The sequence below is a fragment of the Flavobacterium soli DSM 19725 genome (assembly GCF_000422705.1).
Classification (GTDB): domain Bacteria; phylum Bacteroidota; class Bacteroidia; order Flavobacteriales; family Flavobacteriaceae; genus Flavobacterium; species Flavobacterium soli.
The window spans coordinates 308,225-333,980 of the sequence record NZ_AUGO01000003.1; the positions used below are offsets into that span (position 1 = coordinate 308,225).

A 25,756-nucleotide genomic window follows, 5' to 3' on the forward strand; every position below is an offset into this window, starting at 1 on the left:
CACCCCTTTACTGATTTTTATTGTTGCTTTTAACTTAGCAACTCAGTAACTTAGCCTCTTAGTAACAATAACAAAATGGCCATAAATTTTAAAAGAACCTACAAGTTTGCTGTAAAATCAGCACTATACATTACCGTTTTTGCAACAGGATTTGTGGGGATTCTCAGCCATTTGATCTTCCAGCCCAATCAGGAAAAGCTAACCTTATTCCTGCTCATTTTTGCCATTTCGTTATATATCTTTTCCTTTTTAGTCATCCAATACCGTGTAGAATTCTTTATCTACCGAAGGGTAAAAAAAATCTACGACGACGTTTCGTTCCTTGAAGCTAGTTCGTTTCCCAAGAAGCATATCACTACCGACATGGCAACACTTACACGAGAAGTGAAAAAATTTGCCACCGATAAAAAGCTCGAAATCGAAACCCTGAAAGTCCGTGAGGAATATAGAAGGGAATTTCTAGGCAATGTTTCGCACGAACTCAAAACCCCTTTGTTTACGGTTCAAGGTTATATTCTCACGTTGCTCGATGGAGCGATGAACGACAAGACACTTCGAAAAAAATACCTCCAACGTGCCGAAAAAGGTGTCGAACGATTGACCTATATCGTGAACGATTTGGATATGATTTCAAAGTTTGAAATGGGCGATTTGAATCTGGTAATGGAAGAATTCAATATTGTCGAACTTGTGCAAAATGTTTTCGATTTGCTCGAAATGGAATCCGAGAAAAAAAACATCATCCTTTCATTCGACAACAAATATTCAAAACCAATCATGGTTTTTGGCGACAGGGGAAAAATCCAGCAAGTGGTAACAAACCTAGTTGTAAATTCTATAAAATACGGAAAACAAGACGGTTATACCGAGGTTGGAATTGAAGATTTGGTCAACAACAAAGTCATAATCCGAGTGAAAGACAATGGCGAAGGCATCCAAAAACAATATATCCCGCGACTTTTCGAACGCTTTTTCCGTGTCGATAAAAGTGGTGCAAGAGCCGAAGGTGGTTCCGGTTTAGGCCTCTCGATTGTGAAACATATTATCGAAGCTCACGATGAGAAAATTTATGTAGAAAGTCAGTTTGGTATCGGATCGGAGTTCTCCTTTACCCTCGAAAAGAGTAAATAGCGAACTCCAGGTTATCTTGGTTTCAAAAGATTGCAACCCTTTATAAAGTGGCACTTCCAGCAAATGTGCAATCTTGAATTTGTCTTGTTTTCTATAAGGAACCAATCCTTCTTTCTTTAATTTTTTAGCCAAATATTCCTGTTCATATTGTCCCGGAGTTGGAATAAAAAATGCTTTCTTACCTAATTGAGCCAAATCCATCACGGTTGTATAACCTGAACGGCAAAGCACGATTTCACTTTCATTAAACGCTTGTTCAAGTTCTTCAGTTGTCATAAAATTATAGAATGTAATATTTGAAACCTGCTCTACAACCTGTTCCTTTTCGACCTTTCCTTTTATGAAAACAACTTCGCCTCTATATTCCAATAGATCTTTGGCCAATTTCTCTTCGAGCATTCCTCTTTGAGGTTCAGGTCCCGAAAGAATCACCATCAAATCATATTTTTTAGGAAGCACTTTTTTATGCAAACGGCTCAATGGTCCAATGTATTTTATCTTGAAATGCGGATTTTCAAGATGCCCTAATTTTCCCGTCAAATTGGGCGTTTCGGCAATATCAGGAACCCAGCACTCGTCATACTTCTTGATGATAAACTGGTGCAACTTGCTTGTAATCCAAGTGGTATTTCCCGTCAAAACATTCAGCTGATGCGTGATAAAAACCGACGTGATTTTCTTGCTATAAACTCCCAATCGATTATCGGATATGATCCCAGAAATATTATATTCCTTAATCCAACCTTTCACCATTTTTCGTTCCTTGAGGATGGCCTCAATCATTCTTGGTGTGTTCTTGATCATCTTCCATTTAAAATGATTGCCATTTTTGGCATATTCAATTTCGTAAGAAGGCAATTCTAAAATTTGCAGGTGCGAAAATTCTTTTTTTAGCATCTCGAGTGCAATTCCATCTGAGGCAATAATAGGATTATAGCCTTGGTTTTCCAAAGCTTTAATGATAGGAATACAACGTGTAGCGTGACCCAATCCCCAGTTTAATGGTGCAACAAGAATATTTTTTTTAGACATTTCTGGCTTCTATTAAAATCAATTCATTTTTATTTAGAGCAAAATTTTAGGCACTTTTTAATCCATGTTCCCGCTGCAGCAACTCGCTTTAAAACTGTTGGTCACAGTTTTAAGAGCTCAAATCCCGAAGCTTCGGGACAGCATCGGGGCTAAACTAAAATCTTTAGGCTTCTCCCGAAACTTCGGGATAAACTTTCCCTTCAACTCCGATTCCAACTAAACAATAGAGTTTCCATTTAGCCCCGGCTGGAGGGAAAATCCTTTTTTAAATTGCCTTGGGTTTTAACCCGAGGCAATTTAAAAAAGATTTGGAAGGAATGACGGGAACATGGTCTTGTGAAAATGCCCGAGCCATTCGCTCCAAAAAAATTTAACACACTGCAAGATAAAACTATTTGAGTTCGTTTATATTTCCTTAATTTTACCAAAATATTAAATAGCGTTGTGGGAAGTAAAAATAAATTAAAAAGATTCAAGGAAAACGAAACATTCGAAAATGTTTTTCAACCAACTAGAGAAGAAGTTGTGGGGAATTTATTTCCGCTCAAAGGCAAATGGAACACGGATTTTTTCCAGAACGATAACCCGTTGATTCTAGAATTGGGTTGCGGAAAAGGCGAATATTCTGTTGGTTTGGCCGAACGTTATCCTGATAAAAATTTTGTTGGAATTGACATCAAAGGAGCGCGTTTTTGGCGTGGTGCAAAGACAGCGGTTGACGACGGAATGCGAAATGTGGCCTTTGTGAGAACCCAAATCGAACTGATTGACCATATTTTTGCCGAAAATGAAGTCGACGAGATTTGGATTACTTTTCCGGATCCACAAATCAAATACAAGCGTACAAAGCACAGGATGACGAATTCGGAATTCTTGAAATTGTATAAAAAAATCTTGAAACCGGATGGCGTGATGAACCTGAAAACCGATAGCGAATTTATGCACGGTTACACACTCGGATTGCTTCATGGCGAAGGTCACGAGGTTTTGTATGCCAATCATAATGTCTATAAAAACGAGGGAAGTCCGAATGAAGTTACTAGTATTCAGACGTTTTATGAAAAACAATATTTGGAAATTAACAAAGCAATTACTTATATTAGATTCAAAATAAAATAAAAATGACAATAGCTTTACCGCTTGCTTTAGGATTTATCACTTCTGTAATTGGCATCACGCCTCCAGGACTGATAAACATGACGGCGGCCAAAGTGAGTGTTGAAGAAGGTAGAACTCGGGCTTTTGTTTTTGCTGGAGGAGCTACCTTTATTATTTTGATTCAGACCTTTCTGGCGGTTATTTTTGCAAAATTCATCAACCGAAATCCCGATGTGGTGATTGTGCTTCGCGAAATCGGACTTGCTATTTTTCTAGCCTTGACGTTTTATTTCTTTTGGACTTCTAAAAAGATGAAACCGAAGGAAAAGAAAGTAAAATTGCGGACCAAAAGAAGTCGGTTTTTTCTAGGAATGTTGCTTTCGGCTTTGAATCTTTTTCCGATTCCGTTTTATGTTTTAATAAGTGTTACGCTTTATTCGTATAATATTTTCTCGTTCGAAAAGCCTTTTGTTTATTTGTTCGTACTTGGTTCTGGAATTGGAGCTTATTTTGCGTTTTATTGCTACATCGCCTTCTTTAAAAAAATGGAAAGTAAGACGGCTTTTATCCTGAACAATATGAATTATATTATCGGTTCGATAACGGGATTGGTTTCGATTATCACGCTTATCAATGTGATTAAATATTATTGTGATTAATTTTTTTGAACCATTAAGATATTAAGAAAATTAAGGCTTAATGAAACTTAATATCTTAATGGTTTAAAATTCAAGTTGCTTTCTTTTAAAATAGTAATGTGTGGCTACAAAAAATCCAGATAACGACAATTTTTTCGAAAGAGTTTATACTATCGCGAGGCAAATTCCTTATGGAAGAGTGACATCTTATGGAGCCATTGCCAAATGTTTAGGAACCGCCCGTTCAGCCAGAATGGTAGGTTGGGCCATGAATGCTTCGCATAATCTTGATGATGTTCCTGCTCATCGAGTGGTAAATAGAAAAGGATTATTAACTGGAAAACATCATTTTGATGGAACAAATTTAATGCAACAGCTTCTGGAAAGTGAAGGTGTGAAAATTGTAGACAATCAGATTGTGAATTTGGAGAAATACTTTTGGGAACCCGAAATGCCTCAATAACTACCCCATCAAACAAATCATAAATTTAGTTCGCTCCTCCTCTATCTGATAATTTAGATAACCTCCGTGGGCTTCGATAATATTTTTTGATAAAGTCAAACCGATTCCTGCTCCATCTTTTCTGGTAGTAAAAAAGGGTAAGAAAATCTTGTCTTCTATTTCCTTTTCGATGCCGTTTCCTGAATCTGAAATGATGATAAAAATACGGTTACTTTTTATTTCAGTAGAAATTTCGATGTGTTTTTCCGCTTTTCCTTCCAAAGCATACATACTGTTGGTTAGCAGATTGATCAGAACTTGTTCCATTTGCAGTTTATCGACAGAAAGCCAGCGATTGAAATTTATCGTGTTATGAATCGCTATATTTTCCTTTTTCAAAAGCGGATTCATAATCTGCAGAACACCTTCAATCAATTGATTGAGTTCTGTTTTCTCCTTGTTTGGTGTTGGTAGCATTGCCAATTTTCTATAACTCTCCACGAAATTCTGCAAATGATCGCTTCGGTAAATCATCGTCGAAACACTTTGCTTGATGTCGTCTAAATCTTCTTTTGAGAGCGATTCCTGTTGCATCAAATCGTTCAGATTTTGCGTCAAGGAACGGATTGGCGTGATGGAATTCATCAACTCATGGGAGATGACTTTCATCAGATTAATCCAAGCTTCTTTTTCTTTTTTCTCAATTACTTTTTGGATAGAATCCAATAAGATGATATAATATTCTTGGTTGAATGTAGTGGTTGACGAAGCCTGAAGAATAAAAGTTTCACTTTCTTTCTTGTCAATCTTGATTTGTAAAGAGGTTTTTATTTCTTCGAAATTTCGTTCTTCTAAAATATTGCAAAGCGATGGAAGATGACTTTTCAGATACTGCCATTTCGAAACTTTTGGCACGAGAAAATGTTTGGAGAAATAATCGTTTATCAGGAAAATGTTCCAGTCGTTTTCGTCTTTTTGTAGAATCAGAACACCAGTTTCGATGTTGTTTAAAATCGAGCGATAGACCAAATCTTTTGAAACTTGATCGTTCTGATTGCTTTTTAAATGATCGTAAAGCTTGAAGAGGTTTTTGTAATTCTCAAAGGATTTATGTTTAGAAAAATCAGCTGAAAAATCATTGTTCAGAATCGCACTGATGGTTTTATCATAAAATAAAAAGGTGTTTTTTACGAATGAATACAATTCCATCAGCAACAAAAAAGAAATAAAGGCACAGAAAAATCCTGAGAAAACCAATCCCTTTTGGAATAAGAAAACGCCAAATGCGATCCCGATTAAAATCAGAATCATACGGATGAAAATGGCATTGTAGTGTTTCATAAACATTATTTTTTTAAACACAGTTAGTTTTTTCAACACAAATTTCACAGATTTATACAGATTGAATTTGTGTTAATTTGTGGAATTTGTGTTTGATTTTTAGCTCTTCAACTCAAACTTCTCCATTCGTCTGTACAAAGAAGCCCTGGAAAGCCCCAGTTCATCGGCGGATTTGCTGATGTTATAATTGTGTTTTTGCAAGACTTTCTCGATCGTTGCCTTTTCGATATCCATCAACTGCTTATCTTCATTAGTTTCTTCTACTATTGAAATGGTTTCCAAATCCAAATCAGAAATAGTAATCATATTGTTTTCGCACAAAATCACGGCACGCTCAATCCTGTTTTCCATTTCTCGGATGTTGCCGTTCCAAGAATGCTTTTGCATTTGCTCCAATGCTTTCTCATCGAAAACTATCTCGCTTCGTTCATATTTCTCTAGGATGTTTTCCAATAAAAACAAAGCCAACGAAACGATATCCGACTTCCGTTCTCGAAGTGGTGGCAAAAGAATCTCCATCGTATTGATGCGGTAAAACAAATCTTCCCTAAAATTTTTATGACTTACTTCATTTTTTAAATCAATGTTAGTTGCCGTAATAATCCTCACGTTCAGTTGACGGGATTTTGCTTCTCCCAATCGCGTTACCGATTTATTTTGAATGACTTGTAATAGTTTTGACTGCAAGTGCAAAGGTACATTCCCTATTTCATCCAAGAAAATCGTTCCGTTTTGAGCCAATTCGAATCTTCCCGGTGTGTCTGTTTTGGCATCCGTAAAAGCACCTTTGGCATAACCAAAAAGTTCACTTTCGAAAATGTTATCATTCAAGGAACCTAGATCGACGTGGATAAAAGGCTGCTCTTTTCTGTTGGAATTTTGATGAATATAATGTGCCAGAACAAATTTTCCGGTTCCGTTTTCGCCTAATATTAAAACATTTGCATCGGTTTTGGCTACTTTTTCGGCTAATGAATAGGCTTTTTGAATGCTTGGAGAATTACCAATGAAAACGGTGTTCTTTTTTTCTTCGGTTGATGCTTTTTTCTTGACTTTTCGGGATTCATCAACAGCAGATTTTACGATGGAAACCAATTTATCATTGTCCCACGGTTTTAAGATATAATCAAACGCTCCAAGTTTCAAACCTTCGACAGCTGTTTCTACCTTTCCGAAAGCGGTCATTAAAATCACTACAGTTTTGGGCGAAAAGGTTTTTATTTCTTTTAACAGATAAATGCCTTCTCGTCCTTCTTCGAAGCCAATACGGTAATTCATGTCCAAAAGCACAACGTCGATTTCGTTTTCTGAGAGAAGACGGATTACTTTTTTAGGGTCAGTCAACGTGAAAATCGTCTCGAAATGTTTCTTCAAGACCATTTTGGAAGCAAAAAGAATATCTTCCTGATCGTCGATGACTAAAATTTGAGCATTGGTCTTTTTCATGGTATGTTCGTTTTCGGACAAAAGTGTTCATTATCGGACACTTGAGGATTTTTATTAATTCTATAAATCGCTATTAATTAAGCTTTTATAAACTTTAAACTTTTGGCATAAAATTGCTATATCATCTTACAAATAATTGAAAATGGATACCATCGTTCCTCGTAAAAATAAAAAAAATAAATACCTTTTGATTGGTTTGCCGATTTTTTTATTGGCAAGTTATTTTGTCTATTCGGCTTTGACAAAAAAAAGAAGCCTTGATGTAAACCGAAATGAAATTACAATCAAAACGGTTGAGAATGCCTACTTCGAAGACTTTATTGTATTTCAGGCTAAGGTTGAACCTTTGAATTCTATGTTGCTGAATGTGATTGAAGGCGGTTCGATTCAAGAGATTTTTATTGAAAATGGTGATTTCGTTCAGAAAGGGCAACCGTTGGCAAGATTGTATAATCCGAATACGGAATTGGGTTATATGACACAGGAAACTTCGATGATTGAACAGATCAATAATTTGAACAAGGCGAAGCTGGATTTGAGAACTCAAGAGTTGAACTTGGCGAAAGACTTGGTGGCGATTGAGCACGACTATCTTGATGCCAAAAATTTATATGTTTTGAATGAGAAATTGTTCAAGGAAGAGATTTTATCCAAAAATGAATGGGAAACTACGAAGGAAGCTTATCGGTTTCAGACTGAAAGAAAAAATATTATTCAGCAGAGTGTTCAAAAAGAAAAACAGGCGAATGCCATCCTGATTTCGCAGATTAATCAATCGCAGGGGATTATGCAGAAAAGCTTGGAGATTTTGAGAAATAACAAAAAGAATTTCTTGGTAACGGCTCCACTTGCGGGAAGGATTTCTTCGTTTGAACCGGTTTTGGGTAAAAACTATGTAGCAGGCGAAAGCATCGGGAAAATTGATGTGATGAAAGGCTATAAATTGATGGCTGATGTGGATGAATTTTATCTGGAGAAAATTTCGGAAGGACAAAAAGGAACGGTCGATTATAAGGGAGAAACGATTCCTGTGGTGATTTCGAAAGTGATTCCGGAGGTAAAAAACGGTCGGTTTTTAGTAGAATTGCAATTTGAATCTGCAAAAGAATTAGACCTTCGTCAAGGATTGAGTTTTGGCGTGAGACTGATGCTTTCGGAAAAAACCAAAACAACTGTTCTTTCAAAAGGAAGTTTTTCTCAGGACACGGCAGGAAAATGGATCTTTGTAGTGAATGGTGACAAAGCCGAACGTAGGGAAATTAAATTAGGTCGTGAAAATCCGTTGTATTATGAGGTTCTTGGCGGATTAAAGGCTGGAGAAAAAGTCGTTACTTCGGGGTATAAGGATTATATGGAAATTCAGGTTTTAAATCTTAAATAAAAAATATAGTAAACTAATAAATGATCAGTCCTAATCAAGCTGGAGTATCAATCATCAAGTCAAAAAGCAAACAGTTCTAATCAAGCTGGCAAACAATTTAAAAAGGAAACATTATGATTAAAATTCAGAATCTATCGAAAATCTTCAGAACTGAGGAAGTGGAAACAAAGGCCTTGAATGAGATTGCCTTGGAAGTGAAACAAGGTGAATTTATCACAATTATGGGTGCGTCAGGTTGCGGAAAATCGACCTTGCTGAATATAGTAGGACTTTTAGACAGTGCTTCGAGCGGAAGTTATAAGTTACTCGACCAAGAAATGCTGGGCTTGAGCGAATCGGAAAAATCTAAAATCAGGAAACAAAACATTGGTTTTATCTTCCAGAACTTTAACCTCATCGATGAGCTTTCGGTGTATGACAATATTGAGTTGCCACTCATTTACAACAACGTTTCATCATCTGAAAGAAAGAAAAAAGTAGAGGCTATTGCAGAACGTTTGGCAATTTCGCACCGTTTGAAACATTTTCCGCAACAACTTTCGGGTGGACAACAGCAGAGGGTTGCCGTTGCGAGAGCATTAATCAACGATCCTAAAATTATCCTCGCGGATGAGCCAACTGGCAACTTGGACAGCAAGAATGGTAACGACGTGATGGAATTATTGACGGATTTGCATGCCAATGGAGCCACAATCCTGATGGTAACACACTCGGATTATGATGCTTCGTTTTCGCAAAAAACCATTTTCATGAAAGACGGAATGGTGCTTTCGGAAAAAACCAATGGCAGGAATGTGGATGTGTTTGTTCAGTAAACACAGATTTCACAGATTTACACAGATCTAATTTGCCAAAAATCAACACAAATTTCACTGATTCACACAAATTTGGTACGTCTATAAATGTTTTAAACCTAATTTTCATCAATCAAAATAAAAATGCTTAAAAACTGGTTCAACATATTCATCTATCAGATAAAAAACAACAAGCTCTTCACGGCTCTCAACGTTTTGGGGTTGAGTTTGGGAATGGCGGGGGTGGGTTTTGCGATTCTGTATTGGAATGACGAGCATTCGTATGACGCTTGGAATCCAGAGAAAGACAAGGTGTTTTTATCGATAACTTCTGTTGGCAATAACATCAAGTGGGCTTCGAATGTGGCAGGTTTTGAGCCTTACTTTAAAAAAGATTTTCCAGAACTTGAAGAATATTGCTATTTTGAAAACTGGTATGAAAAAGAAGTCCTCAAAACGTTGAACCGCAAAACCATTGCTAATGTGAGTGCGGTTCAAGACAACTTCTTTTCCTTTTTTCCATTTGATTTCATAGAAGGAAATGCAAAGAATGCTGTTGCAGATGAAAGCAGTATTGCCATTTCTGAAAGTACTGCAAAAGCTTTGTTTGGAGAGGGCGAGGCACTGAACCAAGAAGTCAGCTACAAGAAGAAAAAATATGTGGTTCGTGGTGTGTATCGCATTCCGGGAAAATCTTCAATGGCTCCCGATGTTGTGATGAACGATATGCAAAAACGATTGAAGACTGACCTGACCGAATGGGGAAATTTTAATTATGGCTTGCTTTTAAAGGTTAAAAAACCCTCTGATACGGCTTCGGTAATTAAAAAAATGGAACACATCCTTTTTGAAAACCGCGATTTGAAATGGGCAAAGGCCGAGGGGATCACATTAGCGGAATGGCATAAAAAAGGTGGAAGACCAACTAAAATTGAATTACAACCCTTAACTGATGCCCGATTAAATTCAGATGTTGAAGGATATCCAGGAGGCAAGGGAAACTTGCAGTTCCTAAGGATTATGATGGGAATTTCGATTCTGATATTGATTTTATCAACGGTTAATTATATCAATCTTGCGACTGCAAATGCCATCAAGAGGGCAAAAGAAGTAGGACTTCGAAAAATTCTTGGCGCTTCAAAAGCAAATATCGTTTGTCAGTTTTTATTAGAAACCGCTCTGACTGCGATAATCGCCTTGTTAATTGGACTTGTAATCGTTGAACTTTCATTGCCTTATTACAATGACTTTTTAGGGAAAACCTTAAAAATCCATACCCAGGAGTTCTATTTGCAATTGCTTATGATCTTGGCGGTTATCGTTGTCTTTGCAGGCATCTTTCCAGCACTTTATGTGGCTAATTTTGAAACCGTAAAAGTACTGAAAGGCAATTTTTCCAGAAGCAAAAACGGCATCTGGCTCAGAAACGGAATGCTTGTTTTTCAATTTGCCATTGCCTCGTTCTTTATGGTAGGCTCCTATATTGTTTATCAGCAGATTGACTATTTCAGCTCGAAAGACCTCGGCTTCAATGGCGACCAGATTGTGCAGGTGGAATACCGAAACACCTATGACTATGAGGAAAAAGACTTTATCCAGAAAACGACCAATCGCTACAGCTTTATCAAACAAGCCCTTTCAAAGATTGAAGGCGTGAAGAGTGTTTCGGCGGGCTCTTTCTCGTTTGGAAAGACCGTTTCGGCTTCCTCCAGCTTTGACTACAACAACAAAGTTACCGTTCAAAGCAAAAATATGCTCATTGATTTTGGCATGCTTGACATGATAAACATAAAAATCAAGGAAGGAAGAGACATTTCGGCTGCATTTTCTGCAGACACCGCTACTTCTATTTTGCTAAATGAAACAGCCATACGGATGATGAACGAGAAAAACCCAATTGGAAAAAAAGTCACTTGGAATAACAAGGAGCTTGAAATTATTGGTGTCGTAAAAGATTTTCACATCAATGGCCCACAAGAAGATATTCCGCCAATGACTTTTTTCCATTATAAAACCAGCGACTGGATGATCCTAAATGCAGAATCAATCTATTTGAAGATTGAACCCGAAAAAATGGAATCGGCCTTGGCAGAAATTGAAGCCTTTTGGGTTAAAAATGTAGAGGGAGATTTTCCGTTCACCTATGATTTTGTGGACAAGAATTTTTCCCGATCCTATCAGAATTATGTCTATCAACGTAATTTGTTTTCACTGTTGAATTTGGTTGTCATCATTATTTCCCTTTTCGGATTATTCGCACTTGCCTCCTATTCCATCCAACGAAGAATGAAGGAAATTGCCATCAGAAAAACATTGGGAGCCGAAACGAAAACATTATTAAAAGAATTGTCAAAACAATATATCATCTTCTGTATCATCGGATTTGTAATGGCTCTTTTTCCTGTGTATTTCCTGCTGGACAAATGGCTCGAAAATTTTGCTTACAGAATTGACATATCAGCAATTCCGTTCGTGATTGGGTTTGCAGCCTTGGTAATTCTGACCTTGATTGTGGTGCTTTCACGGGCTTATCAGGCGACAAGGATGGATGTTTTGAAGTATTTAAAATATGAATAGCCCCCTAACCCGCCACGGCGGGGAATTGTTGGAACGGAATCACTTTATAAATAGAAATAAAAAATAATTAATAAAAAAATAAAATTATGATACGAGTTATCTTCTTTACAACAGCAGTATTATTCAGTTTATTAACCAATGCACAGGTTTCAGAAAATCGAACGGTTGGCGAATTCTCGAAAATTAAAGTTTCAAACGGAATCGAGTTGATTTACACCCAATCATCCACTCAAGAAGTAAAAGTTGAAACTGATGATAATGAGAAATTACAATACATCAAAACCGAAATCGAAGGTTCGACTTTACGAGTTTATCTGAATACCGAAAATGCTCCAAAACCTGAAACCAAAAAGAAACGCAAAAGAAAAAATTACAGCAACAGCTACAACAACATCAATTTTGACGTCTTGAAAGTATATGTTAGTAATGCATTAGTTGAAGATTTTAGAGCGAGTTCTTCGGGTTCGATTTTCATCAAAAACAGCCTGAATGCAAAGAATATAGCCATTGATTGTTCGTCAAGCGGAAGTTTTGCCGGAACGATTAAATGTTCGAATGCTATGATAGAATCTTCGTCCAGTGGCGATGTAGATGCCAATATCACAGCCGATGCAATTGATGTGAAAGTCAGCAGTTCGGCAGATGTGGAATTGTCTGGAACAACCGAAAAAATAACCATAAAATCAAGCAGCTCGGCCGATTGCAAAGCGAAGAACTTAATCGCTAAAAATGCAGTTGTAGAATCCAGTAGTTCATCTGATGTTGATATCCATGCAACCGAAAAACTAGTGGCAAGTGCTTCTTCGAGTGCTTCGATTACTTTTTTTGGAAATCCAACTAGTGTTGAAAAAAGCGAAAGTTCCTCGGGTTCTGTATCTAAAAGATAATTGTATTTTACTTGAAACCCTATCATTATGAAGAAAATATTTTTATTTCTTTTTTTAATTACATTTTTGACTCCATCAAGTGCTCAAAAAATCTGCTCGTCTGATATTAGTAATTTTTGGATAGCCTTTGATAGCCTCCAAAAGACCGACAAAAACAAAAGGGAAATTCTTAATGCTCTTTTTTTAAATAAAAAATCAGACGGATTAAAATCATTTATGGAGATCAAAAATTTTGGAGAAGATGATTATTTATATGTTATGGAAAAGTATCCTCTGTTTTGGAACTCTATAAGAGCCAATACCATAGTAAACGATACTAAAATTGAGAAAATCAACAAAGCATTGAAAAAACTAAAAAAGCTATATCCTCATAATTTACAGGGAACAATTTACTTTACATTAGGTACCTTAAAATCAGGAGGAACTGCTACAAATGAAGATTTACTTTTGGGCCTAGAAAAAATAGTGGGAGATAAAAATACCATTGTTTCGGAATTTGAAAATAATGAACTTCAAAAAATCTTTTCATATTCTAGTTCATCACAGTTAGAACAGGTTACTGTTCACGAAACGGTTCATCTTTTTCAGAAAGAAGGAGAAATCAATGTGTTAGCAAAAGCAATCAAAGAAGGTTCATGCGATTTTATTGCAGAATTAACTTTAAACAAAAAATTCACAGCACATTACATTAATTATGGAATAACGAATAATGAAGCTATAATGTCTGCTTTTAAACAGGAAATGTTTAGTCAAAACTTTAGCAACTGGTTTTACAATTACCAAAACAGCAAACATCCAGATTTAGGATATTATGTTGGCTATATCATTTCCAAAAAATACTATAAAAACGCAAGCCATAAAAAACAAGCCATAAAAGATATTATAGATTTAGATTTCAATGATGAAAAAGCCGTCCTACATTTTTTAGAAAAGTCAAAATATTTTAAAGAAAGCATAGATGTGGAACAAATAAAATCTACTTACAAAAGCAATCAACCTCAGATAATCCGCATCCAAGAATTTGAAAACGGTAGCGAAAATGTAAGTCCGGATATCAACAAAATTCAAATTGTATTTTCCAAACCAATGCAAGAGAATATTTCTATAAATTTTTCAAAATTTGGGAAAGAACATTTTCCATTACAAAAAATTTTAGGTTTAAACGATACAAAAACAATCTTAACAATTGAAACTATAGCCCTAAAACCCGACACCGAATATGACTTTTATATCACTGATAGATCAACAAAATCAATAGATGGCTATCCATTTGGAGCTCAAGAATATAAAATTGCATTTAAAACAAAATAAATAGAAGGTTTAGTTTACATCAAAAAAGTGCTATAAATCTAAAGTTAATTCATCATCAAAAAACGAACACATCATGCTGAAAAATTGGTTTAAAATATTTCTGTATCAGATAAAAAACAATAAATTATTTACCACTCTCAATATTTTAGGATTGAGTATGGGAATCGCCGGACTTGTTTTTGCCATCTTGTATTGGAACGACGAGCATTCCTACAATGTTTGGAATCCGGAGAAAGAAAAAGTTTTTCAGGTACTAAATAATGTTAGCGAAGACACTTATTGGAACACCAATGTAGCTCCACTTGAGAATCATTTAAAAAACTTTCCAGAACTCGAAAGTCATTGTTTTTTAAACAATTGGTATTTTAATGAAATCCTAGAATATAACGGAAAAAAAACATTACTCAACGGTATCTTGGATGCACAATCTACGTTTTTTTCCTATTTCCCATTCGAGTTTATTCAAGGTGATCCAATATCAGCGATAAAAGACAACACGAGCATTGCACTCTCCGAAGCTACAGCCCAAAATCTCTTTGGAACAACTAAAGTTTTAGGCAAACAGCTTCACTATTCTGGACGAACAATGGTGGTTCGGGGAGTTTATAAAATTCCTGGCAAATCATCATTTGCACCTTTGGCCGTTACCAGCATCATTGATGGAAGAATTGCAGAAGAAAGTAAAAACGAAAACTGGGGAAATTTTAGTTTCGGATTGTTAGTAAAATTAAAAGACCCGACAAAAACCCAAGCTGTTATTGATAGAATTGAGGCTTTGTTTTATGAAAACAGCATTAAAAGATGGGCAAAAGAAGAAGGAATTTCGCCAGAAGAATACATCAAAAAAAATGGCAGAAATAAAGTAGTCCTTGAACCGCTTTCAACAGCACGATTGCATTCTGTTACAAACAGTTACCCAGAAGGCCGAGGCAATTATCAATTCTTGATGATCATGATGGGATTATCAATTTTAATCCTCTTTCTCTCTATTGTCAACTACATCAATCTTGCTACGGCAAATGCCATAAAAAGAGCCAAGGAAGTAGGAGTTCGAAAAATAATTGGTGCAACAAAAAAAAATATTGTTTGTCAATTTATTTTTGAAACCGCACTCATCACTTGTTTTGCAATACTATTAGCTTTAGTAATTGTAGAGCTTTCTTTACCTTTTTACAATGATTTTCTAGGAAAACAATTAGTCATCGAGGGTAGTTTGTTTTTTATACAACTCCTGGCTATTTTTTGTTTGGTGATTCTAGTCGCCGGAATTTTACCTGCCATTTATGTCGCAAATTTTGAAACGCTAAACGTTTTGAAAGGCAATTTCGGACGAAGCAAAAGTGGCGTCTGGCTCCGAAACGGAATGTTGGTGCTGCAATTTGCAATCGCTTCGTTCTTTATCATTGGTTCCTACATCGTGCATCAACAAGTAAAATTCATGAGTACAAAGGAAATTGGTTTTCAAGGCGATCAGGTATTAGACATCTATTATAGAAGACCCGATCATGATGATCCAAAAAAAATCTTCAACCGCTATCACACACTAAAACAAGAGCTATTAAAAATTAAGGGGGTCGAAGACGTTTCTACAGGTGCTTTTTCTTTTGGCAACAGTTCCAATTCTTCATCAAGTTTCACTTATAACGGTCTCAGCATTCAAGGTCAAAACATGGCGGTCGATTTTGAACTTCTTGACATGATGAAAATAAAAATGCTTGAAGGTCGAAATTTCAATCCTCAAATTGCATCCGATACGATTAACTCTATGATGATAAACGAAACGGCTTTAAAGCAAATGAACGAAAAAAATCCAATTGGAAAGGTAGTAGATTGGAACGACGAAAAACTAAAAATTATCGGTGTCGTAAAAGATTTTCATCTTTATGGACCACAGGCCGAAATTCCTCCAATGGCATTTTTCCATTTCAAAACCATCGATTGGATGTCCTATAATCTCAACCGAATCTACATTAAAGTCCAAGCCGAAAATATGCAAGAAACGGTAACTGCTATCGAAAAATTTTGGACCACAAAAGTTAATACCGATTATCCGTTTGAATATGATTTTGTAGATAAAAATTATGCCCGAACCTATCAAGCCTACGTCAAACAACGAAACCTGTTTAGTTTATTGAATATAGTCGTAATTCTAATCGCCGTTTTCGGATTGTTCGCCCTCGCCTCCTACTCGATCGAAAGACGAATGAAGGAAATCGCCATCAGAAAAACCCTTGGTGCCGAAACCAAAACATTACTCAAGGAACTTTCAAGACAGTACATCGTGTTTTGTGTAATTGGCTTCTTGATTGCTCTATTTCCAGTTTATTATTTACTTGGAAAATGGCTGGAGAATTTTGCTTTCCGAATCGAAATCTCCATCCTCCCATTCCTTATTGGATTTGTAGTTTTACTGATTCTCACCTTGCTTATCGTATTGTCAAAAGCCTATCAAGCCACCAGAATCGACGTATTGAACTATTTAAAATATGAATAATTTAAGGAGCATCACATAAGGCTTTTTCATCCCGAAGCTTCGGGACATGTTCCTGCTGGATGCACTATCTTTTGTTCTGTCCCGACGCTTCGGGGCCAGAACAAAAGGATAGTTGCAACCATCAGGGCTAGATAAAATCTTTAGGCTTCTATTAAACCTTAATCCCAGATGATTCAAAAAAATATAATTCCAATGAAAAAATTAATTTTGAGTTTGCTCTTAATTACTTCGAGCATTTTTGTGAATGGCCAGGAAAATTCTTGGTCATTGCAAAAGTGTGTTGATGTAGCCATGCAAAACAGTATTGATATAAAAGTAAAGCAACTCGAAGTCACAAAGGCTCAAAAACGCTACACACATCCTCTTTTGGAACTTTTCCCAAGCGTGAGTTTAAACGGAAATCACAGTTATAATTTTGGCTCGACCATCGACCCAACAACCAACAACAGGGTAAGCTCTGACATTCAGTGGGACAATTTTTTCCTGAATGCCAATATGAATATTCTCGACTTTAATAATTTGGCTACAGCCAAAAAAAATAAAATTGAAATCGAAATGGCAAAAGCCGATAAATCAGTCATTGAATACGACTACAAATTGCAACTATTGGAAAAATACTTCGATGCTTTGTTCTCACAGGAGTTGGTTAAAATCCAAAAAGAGCAATTAAAAAATAGCACCTTCAACCTTAACAGAATTGAAAAAGAAGTCGAAATTGGCAACAAGCCCCAAAGCGATTTATACGACATTCAATTGAGTTTCTCTCAAGACGAAAAACGCCTTATGGAAGCCGAACAATTGTTTGAAACCCAAAAATTGCAACTTTTTCAATTGATGAATTTTAAAGTGGAAAACCTAGAGGATATCGTTCTGGAAACTTATTTAGGAAATGAAACCGAGATTGTTTCCTCCGAAATCAATAATCCAAAAATTCAATTTGCCGAATTGGCTTATAAAAGTTCCAAGACGGATATTTCGATTCAACGTTCTGTTAACCGTCCTACACTTTCAGCCTTTTATCAATTATCAACTTTTTATTCTTCTCCAATCAATCAGCCAAATGCTAATGTTGTCGGTTTTCGAACACAATTGGACGATAATAAAAACCATCAGGTAGGCTTGCAAATGAGCATCCCGATTTTTACAGGATTCAGAAACAACAAACAAATCAAGGCATCGAAGATAGAATCTGAAAGGACAAAACTGCTTTCGGAACAAGAAAAAATTAAAATCGAACAACAAATCGAACTCGAAAACATGCGTAAAAAGCAATATCTGAAGCTGTCCGACAACTTAAAAAACACCTTGAAATATGCCCAAGAATCGTTCAAAACCACACAGTCAAAATTCACTAGCGGAAAAATTGATGCCGTTGGGTATAATTCGGTCAAAAACCAATTGCTTTCTTCCGAGTATGATTTTCTGAAAAATAATTTATTACTGCAATATGCTTCTTTGAAAATAAATTTAATTCAAAAAAACGAATTATAAACTGACAATACCACCATAAACAAAACCAATCCTTTATCTTTATTTTAAGAACATTTCGTATTATCTTTGCAATCTAAATTCAATCTTAATAAAAAAGCAATTGAAAAGAATTGCACCTCATATATCCAATGAAATTAGATAGAAAAGAAATACTTAAAGCTTTAGAAACGTTATCAATAGCAGGAGAAGGAAAAAATATGGTCGAAAGCGGAGCCGTTACAAATGTCGTGACATTTGGCGAAGAAGCAATCGTAGATTTAACGATTTCGACACCTGCAATGCACATCAAAAAACGCGCTGAAGAAGACATCCGAAAATTAATTCAGGAAAAGTTCAATCCAGACGCGAAAGTAAAAGTCAACATCAAAGTTGAAACTCCAGAAAAACCTACCGAAATAAAAGGAAAAGCAATTCCTGGAATCAAGAATATAATTGCCGTAGCTTCAGGAAAAGGTGGCGTAGGAAAATCTACCACTACCGCAAATCTTGCTGTTACATTGGCAAAAATGGGGTTCAATGTTGGTGTTTTGGATGCTGATATTTATGGACCTTCCATGCCAATTATGTTTGATGTAGAATCTGAAAAACCAATTTCAGTTAATGTTGACGGAAAGTCAAAAATGAAGCCAATTGAAAGTTATGAAGTAAAAATACTTTCAATCGGGTTTTTCACAGCACCAAGCCAAGCCGTAATCTGGAGAGGACCAATGGCCTCCAAAGCCCTGAACCAAATGATTTTTGATGCAGATTGGGGTGAACTTGACTTTATGCTAATCGATTTGCCTCCAGGAACTGGGGATATTCATCTTTCCATCGTTCAATCTTTGCCAATTACAGGAGCTGTTATCGTAAGTACGCCACAAGCCGTTGCCTTAGCCGATGCTAAAAAAGGAGTTGCGATGTTCCAATCGGACAGTATCAACGTTCCAGTTTTAGGAATCATCGAAAATATGGCTTATTTCACTCCAGAAGAATTACCAGAAAATAAATATTATATCTTCGGAAAAGAAGGTGCAAAAAATCTTGCAGCAGATTTAAATGTTCCCTTTTTAGGAGAAGTCCCAATCGTTCAATCCATCCGTGAAGCAGGAGATTATGGTCGTCCGGCTGCTTTGCAAACCGCATCACCTTTGGAAAAAGTTTACGAAGAAATCGCTAGAAATGTAGTGCAGGAAACCGTAAACAGAAACGAAAATTTACCACCTTCCGAAGCAGTGAAGATTACTACAATGGCAGGTTGTTCGGCAGTAAAGAAATAATTTAGATAATAGAGCGAAATCTTTAAATCCTTTAAATTTTTCAATCTTTAAATCAAGAAATATGAACACAGAAGAATTAACATTGAACATCGAGAAAGCGTTGGAAGAAATTCGTCCGTTTTTGAATTCAGATGGTGGCGACATCAAGCTCATCTCAATCGAAGATGACAAACACGTAAAAGTGCGTCTTGAAGGAGCTTGCATTTCTTGCAGTGTCAATCAAATGACGCTAAAAGCGGGTGTAGAAACTACCATTAAAAAATATGCACCACAAATTGAAACTGTGGTAAATGTTGCCTAGGAAATTGAAGTAACCAATTATTAAAACTATCATTTCTATCAGATTAGACTAGAATTGATAGTTTTAACTATGAAAAAAAGCTGCCAAAATCATTTGAGAACAAGCAATTGTTAAACAAAATTTCCATTTCCCAAACTGACAAATGTCATAAAATAAACTTCTAAGTTTTGAGAACTTTGTAACTCAGAAACTTTGAATCTCAGAAACTTAAAAAAATGATTAAAACAGATATACTTATTATTGGAGCAGGTCCGACTGGACTTTTTGCTGTTTTTGAAGCAGGATTACTAAAATTAAAATGTCATATCATCGATGCCCTACCTCAGCCTGGAGGACAATTATCTGAATTATATCCTAAAAAACCAATCTTCGACATTCCCGGATTTCCAGAAGTTTTAGCTGGTGATTTAGTAGATAATTTGATGGAACAAATCAAGCAATTCCAACCAGGATTTACACTTGGAGAACGTGCTGAAACCATTGAAAAACTCGAAGACGGAACCTTTATCGTAACCACTCACAAAGGAACGAAACACCACGCCAATTCTGTAGCAATTGCTGGAGGTTTGGGAAGTTTTGAACCTCGAAAACCTTTGATAGAAGACATTGAATTCTATGAAGACAAAGGCGTAAAATATTTTATCAAAAACCCAGAAAAATTTAGGGATAAGAGAGTTGTAATCGCTGGTGGTGGAGATTCGGCTTTAGACTGGAGTATCTTCCTTTCGAATGTTGCTTCAGAAGTTACCTTGATACACCGAAGAAATGAGTTCCGTGGTGCTTTGGATTCTGTCGATAAAGTGCAGGAATTAAAAAACGAAGGAAAGATAAAACTGATTACTCCTGCAGAAGTTGTAGGATTAAACGGTGCCGAACGTCTTGAATCTATTGATATTGAAGAAAATGGAGCTCATAGAATTATCGAAACTGATTATTTTATTCCGCTTTTTGGGCTTTCGCCAAAATTAGGTCCAATCGCAAATTGGGGATTAGAAATTGAGAAGAATGCCATCAAGGTTGATAATTCATTAGACTACCAAACCAACATTCCAGGAATCTATGCCATTGGTGATGTAAACACGTATCCAGGCAAATTAAAATTGATTCTTTGCGGTTTTCATGAAGCCACTTTAATGTGCCAAAGTGTGTATCAACGAATGAATCCTGGTAAAAAATATGTAATGAAATACACAACAGTTTCTGGTGTCGACGGTTTTGATGGAACTAGAAAAGAGGCTGAAAAAGCAGTTGTTAAATCGATAGATTAATTATGGCACAAGACGTTACCATAAAAATTACCGACCGAGAAGGTATCCAGCACGAAGTTCAAGCACCAACCGATATGAACATGAATATTATGGAACTTGTTCGTGCTTACGAATTGGCTCCAGAAGGAACAATCGGAATTTGTGGCGGAATGGCCATGTGTGCTTCTTGCCAATGCTATGTGCTGAATGAAGTTGAATTGCCGGAAATGAGTGATGATGAAGAGGCGATGTTATCAGAAGCTTTTCATGTAAAATCAAACAGCCGTTTGGGTTGTCAACTCCATATTACGGAAGAACTGGAAGGTTTGGAATTGGAATTAGCTCCGGAATAATCATTTTTGATAAAACAAAAACAGCCAAAAAGAAATTCTTTTTGGCTGTTTTTGTTTACTCCAAACTCAAAATTGCTTTAGGCAAAATCCGTTCTACAAATTGAGCATAAGCCAAAGCTGAAGGATGCAAGCCATCTGATGCAACTAAAGCTGGATTCGCTAAACCCTGCCTTGTGATGTCAGTAATATTCACGAATACAACTCCATTTTGTGTCGCATAATTTTCCGCGAAAGCGTTATAAGCATCAATCTGAGTTGAAATAATCGAAGAACCATTTCCATAAGGCGTGAAAGCATAATCTGGAATGGAGACCACAATCACATTATTCTTATCGCCTTTGGCTAAAGCAATAGCTGTTGTTAATAGTTCGGGGAATTCCTGTTCATATAACGAAAATGGCTTATTCTGATATTGATTGTTCACTCCAATTAAAAGCGTCACCAAATCATAATCAGTACTTGGATTTTGGCTCGAAATAGCATTCTTTAAGTTTGTCGTCGTCCAACCTGTTTGTGCAATAATCTTAAGTTCAATGTCAGCATTCAGATTACTTTCTAAACCTTCTTTCAATTGATAAGGAAATCGACAAGTTTCACAAACATTTTGCCCAATCGTATAACTATCACCCAAAGCCAAATACTTAAATTCGTAGGTTACGGGATTTTCTTCTCCTGAATCTTCTGGGATTGAATCTTCCTCCACAGGGTTCTGCATTGGATTATTGTTGTTTGACACATGATCATCATTGCTCGAACAAGAGGCAAAAAGCAATCCAATGAAAAATAAAAAGCTACTAAAAAATACTTTCATAACGATCAATTTATATTTATTTACGTCATTTTCAAAAGAGTAGTTTAAATTTTATGCAAAAAAGCTACCCAAAGGATAGCTTTTAATATAATTCTAATAGTGTTTTTATTTAATCTACAAGGATAATAATTTTATTATCTTTCATTTCCAAAGTACCAGACTTGATCGGTAGATGGTGTTTTTTATCGCTTCCAATGAAGAACTTCGCTTCGCCTTCTTTAGTAGCTTTAAAGTTGTCGGCTACAATTTTGATGTCACCTTCAACAAGGATTGATATGATAGCAGCGTGATGGTTTAACATCTGAAATTCACCGTCAATTCCTGGAACAGTAACAGAAGTTACTTGTCCTGAAAATAATTTTGCCTCTGGCGATACAATTTCTAAAGTCATAATATTTAGTGTTCAGTAGTCAGTGTTCAGTTGAATACTGAACACTGCTAACTATTTTTTAAGCTTCTGCTAACATTTTTTGTCCTGCTTCGATAGCATCTTCGATAGTTCCTTTTAAGTTGAAAGCAGCTTCTGGAAGGTGATCTAGTTCTCCATCAATAATCATATTAAATCCTTTGATAGTGTCTTTAATGTCAACCAGAACTCCAGGAATACCTGTAAATTGTTCTGCTACGTGGAAAGGTTGAGACAAGAAACGTTGAACACGACGAGCTCTTGAAACAGATAATTTATCTTCTTCAGAAAGTTCTTCCATACCAAGAATCGCGATAATATCTTGCAATTGCTTGTATTTTTGAAGAATTTCCTTCACTCTTTGCGCACAATCATAATGCTCATCTCCTAAGATTTGTGGTGTCAAGATTCTTGAAGTAGAATCCAAAGGATCTACTGCAGGATAGATACCAAGCTCAGCAATTTTACGAGACAATACAGTTGTCGCATCTAAGTGGGCAAAAGTTGTTGCTGGTGCTGGATCCGTTAAGTCATCCGCAGGAACGTAAACCGCCTGTACAGATGTAATAGATCCTTTATTTGTTGAGGTGATACGTTCTTGCATCGCACCCATTTCTGTTGCTAATGTTGGTTGATAACCTACCGCTGATGGCATACGTCCTAATAGTGCTGACACCTCAGAACCAGCTTGTGTAAAACGGAAGATGTTATCAACGAAGAAAAGAACGTCTTTTCCTTGGTCAGTTCCAGCTCCATCACGGAAATATTCAGCGATAGAAAGACCTGACAAAGCAACACGTGCTCTAGCTCCAGGTGGTTCGTTCATTTGTCCGAAAACGAAAGTTGCTTTAGAATCTCTCATTCCCATTTTATCAACTTTAGAAAGATCCCATCCTCCATTTTCCATAGAGTGCATGAATTCTTCGCCATATTTGATAATTCCTGACTCTAACATCTCACGAAGTAAGTCATTTCCTTCACGTGTTCTTTCTCCTACTCCAGCGAATACAGAAAGACCACCGTGACCTTTTGCGATATTGTTGATCAACTCCTGAATCAATACTGTTTTACCAACTCCAGCACCACCAAACAATCCAATTTTACCTCCTTTTGCATAAGGCTCGATCAAATCGATTACTTTGATACCTGTGAATAAAACTTCAGTAGAAGTAGATAAATCTTCAAATTTTGGTGCAGAACGGTGAATAGAAATTCCATTGTCACCCTCTTTTGGCAAATCACCTAAACCGTCAATCGCATCTCCGATTACGTTAAATAAACGACCGTAAACATCAGCTCCGATTGGCATTTTAATTGGATTACCAGTAGCAACTACTTCATAACCTCTGCTCAAACCATCTGTTGAGTCCATCGAAATGGTACGAACTGTATTCTCTCCAATGTGAGATTGAACCTCAAGTACTAATAAAGTACCGTCTTTTTTAGTGATTTCTAATGAATCATAGATTTTTGGAAGTTCAACATCCTTACCGTTGAAAACTACGTCAACTACTGGACCAATGATTTGGGCAACTTTTCCTATTACTTTTGACATTACTTATGTATTTATTAAATAGCTATTTAGGTTTATGAAAAACACCTCTTTTTTCAGAGTGCAAAGATAATTTTTTAAAATATAAAATCAATAGTATTCGGCTATTTTTTTATTTAAAAATTATGATTTTGTAGAAGCTGGTATTGAATGATAAAGAATTCTTCATTTTATGAATTAAAAAAAGCCATCAAACTAGTGATGGCTTTTAAGAATTTATACCTCAGTTATTGCAAATTTGCAGGGTAACTGATTGGAAAATTTCCTGGTTTGTAAGGTCTCAATGTTGAACCATAAGTCGCATTAATAGCTTTCATAAATTCATTAGCTACATACGCATTTGCTCTCGCTGTCAAGTGAATTCCGTCCAATCCAAAGGCTCCACCTTGAACAAAAGCAGCTGTCATGTGGTAGTTGTCAAAACGAACTCCACCATTAGCCAATTGACGTAGTATGGCATTAGCGTCAACAAAAGCCAAACCTGCTTGATCTGCTGCTGTTTTTATGATTTGGTTAAATGCATCAGTTGCTACTTTAATTTCTTGTTGTTCGCTTGGTAGCAATACCCATTTGTCTTGCAAAGGATAGGTAACTCCGTTAACCGCTAATTGACCTGCAGTTGCCTGAGGAACTCCCATTGAAACTAATTGGCTAAAATATTGTTGATTTAAAGTTGCTATCACGCTAGATGCTGGCAAAACAAATAAATCATCTTTAGTAGCTTGGCGTGATTGTCCAAATTGGCTTGCTAATAAACCAGCTGTCAAAGGATCTAACCCTCCAGCTTGTAAAACTTGAGCTAGTTGTGGTGCAATATTTGGCAAACTTTCGTCATGAATTACCAACGGACTTGCAGCCGTTGTAGAGAAAACGATTGAACGTTCTGGCACTTGCAGGAATGCAAAAGCTTGATTCAATTGTGCAAATGTAGCATTCAAAACAGGGATTTGTGGGCCAAAAGCTGGATTTGCCGGATTTAGCGGGTTGAAAGGCACCACTTTAAAATGTGGAATAGTGCTTACATCAGGAATATTGGCTACGACTCCTTTTGCTCCACCAGATGTCAAGGTTGTTACAAGAGTATTATAAGCTGTGCTAAACATTCCTTCTGGAGTAATTGGGTTTGTTCCATCTCCTCCTGTTGTGGCATATCCTAAAACATCATTATTTCCAATCCATAAAGAAAAGAAAGTTGGGTTTTGAGCCATTGCATCGGCAACAACAGAAGTTGAAGCACTTGATCTAAAGCGAACAAAATATGGGTTTGCTGTTCCAGTCATTACCCCAGCAACATCTCCATAATTTGGAGCTAGTAAGTGAAAACTTTTTGCACCAGGAACTCCTAGATTGTTGAAAGGGCCTGTTAAAGGTACTGCAATTTCTGTAGAAGGCATTGCTCCAGGAAGCGGAATAGGTGAAGTCCCATTAAAGATTAATCTTGGTCCAGCAATTAGGTTTCCACCTAAGAGTAATCCTCCAAAATTATCATTTGTAAAAGGAGTTTTGAACTCGCCACCGCCAACTAATGCAAATTGATCCGCTAAAAGTTTTGGATAGGCATTTTCTTGTCCAGCTATAAACAGTGCTCCATCACTAAAACCTGCTGTTAATGAATTTCCTAAGGCTACATATTTTGAAAAATCTGCCGAGCCTGCTGTTAATGGTAACTCTTCTACTGAAGAACCATCATCGTCCGAACTACATGCTGCAAAGGTTAGAGAAACCAAAAGCAGCCATTTTATATTTTTTATCATGATCTTTATT

The 25,756-nt window shown here is 36.4% G+C and carries 22 protein-coding genes; 15 read left to right on the plus strand and 7 right to left on the minus strand.

Features of this window, described 5'->3' with window-relative positions:
* Positions 1–75 precede the first annotated feature (75 nt).
* Positions 76–1,131: a sensor histidine kinase gene (locus G508_RS0106810; protein ID WP_026704613.1), complete on the plus strand. Its 1,056-nt coding sequence runs from the start codon at positions 76–78 to the stop codon at positions 1,129–1,131.
* On the opposite strand, the gene G508_RS18685 is transcribed toward G508_RS0106810, so the two are convergent.
* Positions 1,018–2,163 carry a glycosyltransferase gene (locus G508_RS18685; protein ID WP_084625925.1) on the minus strand — a complete coding sequence of 382 codons (1,146 nt, stop codon included), beginning with the start codon at positions 2,161–2,163 and terminating at the stop codon, positions 1,018–1,020. The two genes, G508_RS0106810 and G508_RS18685, sit on opposite strands and share 114 nt — an antisense overlap.
* 444 nt (positions 2,164–2,607) lie before the next feature.
* Here G508_RS18685 and trmB point away from each other — a divergent pair, with 444 nt between their 5' ends.
* From trmB to G508_RS0106830, 3 genes are all read left to right on the plus strand, one after another.
* Positions 2,608–3,282, plus strand: a complete 675-nt coding sequence (gene trmB, locus G508_RS0106820) for a tRNA (guanosine(46)-N7)-methyltransferase TrmB (protein WP_026704614.1) — start codon at positions 2,608–2,610, stop codon at positions 3,280–3,282.
* 2 nt (positions 3,283–3,284) lie between these two features.
* A complete protein-coding gene (locus G508_RS0106825; RefSeq protein ID WP_026704615.1) occupies positions 3,285–3,920 on the plus strand; it encodes a LysE family transporter in 636 nt (211 codons plus the stop codon).
* A 100-nt stretch (positions 3,921–4,020) separates the two neighbouring features.
* The gene (locus tag G508_RS0106830) at positions 4,021–4,362 is read left to right on the plus strand and encodes an MGMT family protein (protein WP_026704616.1); all 342 of its coding nucleotides are present in this window, start codon (positions 4,021–4,023) and stop codon (positions 4,360–4,362) included.
* On the opposite strand, the gene G508_RS0106835 is transcribed toward G508_RS0106830, so the two are convergent.
* Together G508_RS0106835 and G508_RS0106840 are read right to left on the minus strand one after the other, a co-directional pair.
* The gene (locus G508_RS0106835; RefSeq protein WP_342662952.1) at positions 4,363–5,682 is read right to left on the minus strand and encodes a sensor histidine kinase; all 1,320 of its coding nucleotides are present in this window, start codon (positions 5,680–5,682) and stop codon (positions 4,363–4,365) included.
* Between the two features lie 99 nt (positions 5,683–5,781).
* Entirely contained in the window at positions 5,782–7,128 is a 1,347-nt protein-coding gene (locus G508_RS0106840; RefSeq protein WP_026704618.1) for a sigma-54-dependent transcriptional regulator, read from the minus strand.
* Positions 7,129–7,270: 142 nt separating this feature from the next.
* Here G508_RS0106840 and G508_RS0106845 point away from each other — a divergent pair, with 142 nt between their 5' ends.
* The 11 genes from G508_RS0106845 (at position 7,271) to G508_RS0106895 (ending at position 21,223) form a co-directional block, all read left to right on the plus strand.
* Positions 7,271–8,509: an efflux RND transporter periplasmic adaptor subunit gene (locus G508_RS0106845; protein WP_026704619.1), complete on the plus strand. Its 1,239-nt coding sequence runs from the start codon at positions 7,271–7,273 to the stop codon at positions 8,507–8,509.
* Between the two features lie 113 nt (positions 8,510–8,622).
* Positions 8,623–9,324 carry an ABC transporter ATP-binding protein gene (locus G508_RS0106850; protein ID WP_026704620.1) on the plus strand — a complete coding sequence of 234 codons (702 nt, stop codon included), beginning with the start codon at positions 8,623–8,625 and terminating at the stop codon, positions 9,322–9,324.
* A 123-nt stretch (positions 9,325–9,447) separates the two neighbouring features.
* Positions 9,448–11,880, plus strand: coding sequence for an ABC transporter permease (locus tag G508_RS0106855; RefSeq protein ID WP_026704621.1), 2,433 nt, complete (start codon positions 9,448–9,450; stop codon positions 11,878–11,880).
* 86 nt (positions 11,881–11,966) lie between these two features.
* Positions 11,967–12,767 carry a head GIN domain-containing protein gene (locus G508_RS0106860; protein ID WP_026704622.1) on the plus strand — a complete coding sequence of 267 codons (801 nt, stop codon included), beginning with the start codon at positions 11,967–11,969 and terminating at the stop codon, positions 12,765–12,767.
* 27 nt (positions 12,768–12,794) lie between these two features.
* Positions 12,795–14,078, plus strand: a complete 1,284-nt coding sequence (locus tag G508_RS0106865; protein WP_035694323.1) for a hypothetical protein — start codon at positions 12,795–12,797, stop codon at positions 14,076–14,078.
* A 73-nt stretch (positions 14,079–14,151) separates the two neighbouring features.
* Entirely contained in the window at positions 14,152–16,572 is a 2,421-nt protein-coding gene (locus tag G508_RS0106870) for an ABC transporter permease (protein WP_026704624.1), read from the plus strand.
* Between the two features lie 192 nt (positions 16,573–16,764).
* The gene (locus G508_RS0106875) at positions 16,765–18,063 is read left to right on the plus strand and encodes a TolC family protein (protein WP_169628017.1); all 1,299 of its coding nucleotides are present in this window, start codon (positions 16,765–16,767) and stop codon (positions 18,061–18,063) included.
* A 128-nt stretch (positions 18,064–18,191) separates the two neighbouring features.
* Entirely contained in the window at positions 18,192–19,322 is a 1,131-nt protein-coding gene (locus G508_RS0106880; protein ID WP_026704626.1) for an Mrp/NBP35 family ATP-binding protein, read from the plus strand.
* Positions 19,323–19,383: 61 nt separating this feature from the next.
* A complete protein-coding gene (locus tag G508_RS0106885) occupies positions 19,384–19,623 on the plus strand; it encodes a NifU family protein (protein ID WP_026704627.1) in 240 nt (79 codons plus the stop codon).
* Between the two features lie 215 nt (positions 19,624–19,838).
* Positions 19,839–20,891, plus strand: a complete 1,053-nt coding sequence (locus G508_RS0106890; protein ID WP_026704628.1) for an NAD(P)/FAD-dependent oxidoreductase — start codon at positions 19,839–19,841, stop codon at positions 20,889–20,891.
* A gap of 2 nt (positions 20,892–20,893) precedes the next feature.
* The gene (locus G508_RS0106895) at positions 20,894–21,223 is read left to right on the plus strand and encodes a 2Fe-2S iron-sulfur cluster-binding family protein (protein ID WP_026704629.1); all 330 of its coding nucleotides are present in this window, start codon (positions 20,894–20,896) and stop codon (positions 21,221–21,223) included.
* 55 nt (positions 21,224–21,278) lie between these two features.
* Here G508_RS0106895 and G508_RS0106900 read toward each other — a convergent pair whose 3' ends face one another.
* The 4 genes from G508_RS0106900 to G508_RS0106915 form a co-directional block, all read right to left on the minus strand.
* Positions 21,279–22,034, minus strand: a complete 756-nt coding sequence (locus tag G508_RS0106900) for an SGNH/GDSL hydrolase family protein (protein WP_084625926.1) — start codon at positions 22,032–22,034, stop codon at positions 21,279–21,281.
* Between the two features lie 109 nt (positions 22,035–22,143).
* Positions 22,144–22,425: a F0F1 ATP synthase subunit epsilon gene (locus tag G508_RS0106905; protein WP_026704631.1), complete on the minus strand. Its 282-nt coding sequence runs from the start codon at positions 22,423–22,425 to the stop codon at positions 22,144–22,146.
* 58 nt (positions 22,426–22,483) lie between these two features.
* Positions 22,484–23,995, minus strand: a complete 1,512-nt coding sequence (gene atpD, locus G508_RS0106910) for a F0F1 ATP synthase subunit beta (protein ID WP_026704632.1) — start codon at positions 23,993–23,995, stop codon at positions 22,484–22,486.
* A gap of 224 nt (positions 23,996–24,219) precedes the next feature.
* Positions 24,220–25,746: an SGNH/GDSL hydrolase family protein gene (locus G508_RS0106915; protein WP_026704633.1), complete on the minus strand. Its 1,527-nt coding sequence runs from the start codon at positions 25,744–25,746 to the stop codon at positions 24,220–24,222.
* Between the last annotated feature and the right edge of the window lie 10 nt (positions 25,747–25,756).

What these genes read in the sequence shown, in the direction of transcription:
- G508_RS0106870 (WP_026704624.1), top strand. Translation starts at nt 14,152, where the DNA reads ATGCTGAAAAATTGGTTTAAAATATTTCTGTATCAGATAAAAAACAAT.
- G508_RS0106880 (WP_026704626.1), top strand. Translation starts at nt 18,192, where the DNA reads ATGAAATTAGATAGAAAAGAAATACTTAAAGCTTTAGAAACGTTATCA.
- G508_RS0106885 (WP_026704627.1), top strand. Translation starts at nt 19,384, where the DNA reads ATGAACACAGAAGAATTAACATTGAACATCGAGAAAGCGTTGGAAGAA.
- G508_RS0106855 (WP_026704621.1), top strand. Translation starts at nt 9,448, where the DNA reads ATGCTTAAAAACTGGTTCAACATATTCATCTATCAGATAAAAAACAAC.
- G508_RS0106915 (WP_026704633.1), bottom strand. Translation starts at nt 25,746, where the DNA reads ATGATAAAAAATATAAAATGGCTGCTTTTGGTTTCTCTAACCTTTGCA.
- G508_RS0106900 (WP_084625926.1), bottom strand. Translation starts at nt 22,034, where the DNA reads ATGAAAGTATTTTTTAGTAGCTTTTTATTTTTCATTGGATTGCTTTTT.
- G508_RS0106875 (WP_169628017.1), top strand. Translation starts at nt 16,765, where the DNA reads ATGAAAAAATTAATTTTGAGTTTGCTCTTAATTACTTCGAGCATTTTT.
- G508_RS0106905 (WP_026704631.1), bottom strand. Translation starts at nt 22,425, where the DNA reads ATGACTTTAGAAATTGTATCGCCAGAGGCAAAATTATTTTCAGGACAA.
- G508_RS0106860 (WP_026704622.1), top strand. Translation starts at nt 11,967, where the DNA reads ATGATACGAGTTATCTTCTTTACAACAGCAGTATTATTCAGTTTATTA.
- G508_RS0106890 (WP_026704628.1), top strand. Translation starts at nt 19,839, where the DNA reads ATGATTAAAACAGATATACTTATTATTGGAGCAGGTCCGACTGGACTT.
- G508_RS0106845 (WP_026704619.1), top strand. Translation starts at nt 7,271, where the DNA reads ATGGATACCATCGTTCCTCGTAAAAATAAAAAAAATAAATACCTTTTG.
- G508_RS0106865 (WP_035694323.1), top strand. Translation starts at nt 12,795, where the DNA reads ATGAAGAAAATATTTTTATTTCTTTTTTTAATTACATTTTTGACTCCA.
- G508_RS0106835 (WP_342662952.1), bottom strand. Translation starts at nt 5,682, where the DNA reads ATGAAACACTACAATGCCATTTTCATCCGTATGATTCTGATTTTAATC.
- G508_RS0106825 (WP_026704615.1), top strand. Translation starts at nt 3,285, where the DNA reads ATGACAATAGCTTTACCGCTTGCTTTAGGATTTATCACTTCTGTAATT.
- atpD (WP_026704632.1), bottom strand. Translation starts at nt 23,995, where the DNA reads ATGTCAAAAGTAATAGGAAAAGTTGCCCAAATCATTGGTCCAGTAGTT.
- G508_RS0106850 (WP_026704620.1), top strand. Translation starts at nt 8,623, where the DNA reads ATGATTAAAATTCAGAATCTATCGAAAATCTTCAGAACTGAGGAAGTG.
- G508_RS0106895 (WP_026704629.1), top strand. Translation starts at nt 20,894, where the DNA reads ATGGCACAAGACGTTACCATAAAAATTACCGACCGAGAAGGTATCCAG.
- G508_RS0106840 (WP_026704618.1), bottom strand. Translation starts at nt 7,128, where the DNA reads ATGAAAAAGACCAATGCTCAAATTTTAGTCATCGACGATCAGGAAGAT.
- G508_RS18685 (WP_084625925.1), bottom strand. Translation starts at nt 2,163, where the DNA reads ATGTCTAAAAAAAATATTCTTGTTGCACCATTAAACTGGGGATTGGGT.
- G508_RS0106810 (WP_026704613.1), top strand. Translation starts at nt 76, where the DNA reads ATGGCCATAAATTTTAAAAGAACCTACAAGTTTGCTGTAAAATCAGCA.